Source organism: Novosphingobium sp. GW835-FHT14H07, from assembly GCF_058793515.1.
In genome coordinates this window covers 1-948 of record NZ_JBXAFX010000005.1, presented here as the reverse complement: position 1 = coordinate 948, position 948 = coordinate 1, and the positions used below count along the sequence as shown (strand labels likewise).

Below are 948 nucleotides of genomic sequence, written 5' to 3'. Positions count from 1 at the left end.
GGGTGGAGCAGCCCGGTAGCTCGTCAGGCTCATAACCTGAAGGTCGCAGGTTCAAATCCTGCCCCCGCAACCAGATAAACGGAATTGGATGCACCGCCCTTCGGGGCGGTGTTTCCTTTTGTGGTCCAAGCATTGAAACGCGCGGCTTGGAAAATTTGCCCAAGCTGACAGGTCGACGTCCAAGGGCCTCCAATATCCCGGAAACAAGGTTATTGAGCAGGGAATATGGCGCGATAGCGCTCCTGTCCTGGTCGTTGGATCTTCAGCCTCATGTCTGATGTCCGGATTTGACATCGGACGGCATCGTGATCTTGTCTCCCATGAGAATGACGGGATTCCGCAATTCAACCGAGGGCAACCGTCGTCTGAGCGCTTGAGAGCATGCGCTGAACGTGGTTCCCCGGCATCGGTCTGCCAATGAGGTAGCCCTGGATCATGTCGCAACCCTCACTGCGCAAGATCTCCATCAAGGCTTGGGTCTCCACCCCTTCCGCGAGCGTCTCCATCCCGAGCGCTTCTGCCAGGGTGGTGATCGCCCGCACGATCGCCTGGGCACTGCCGCCCTCCTCGAGAGCACGCACGAAGCTTTGGTCGATCTTGATCTTGTTGAAGGGGAATGAGCGCAGGTAGCTGAGCGATGAGTACCCGGTGCCGAAGTCGTCGAGCGCCACGCGCACACCCAATGCCTGCAGCGAATGGAGGATGTTCAGCGTCTTGTCGACATTCCCGATGAACACGCTTTCGGTGATTTCAAGTTCGAGGCGGCCCGAAGGAAGCCTGCTTTGTGCCAAGGCCTGCGCGATGCACGCGACGAGGCCGTCGGTCGTGAGCTGACGGGGCGAGATGTTGACTGCAACGCTGATGTCTTCAGTGCGGATTCCGACGATGGCGCGCATGTATTCCGATCTGATGCCGCGCAGCGTTCCGATTTGATCGCGCGCAGGTGAC

1 protein-coding gene is annotated in these 948 nt (G+C 58.9%); it reads right to left on the bottom strand.

The annotated features are described in order from the left end of the window. Nucleotides 1-344 precede the first annotated feature (344 nt). Entirely contained in the window at nucleotides 345-896 is a 552-nt protein-coding gene (locus AC1Q5P_RS06240) for an EAL domain-containing protein (protein ID WP_492518493.1), read from the bottom strand. Nucleotides 897-948 lie beyond the last annotated feature (52 nt).

What these genes read in the sequence shown, in the direction of transcription:
- AC1Q5P_RS06240 (WP_492518493.1), bottom strand. Translation starts at nt 896, where the DNA reads ATGCGCGCCATCGTCGGAATCCGCACTGAAGACATCAGCGTTGCAGTC.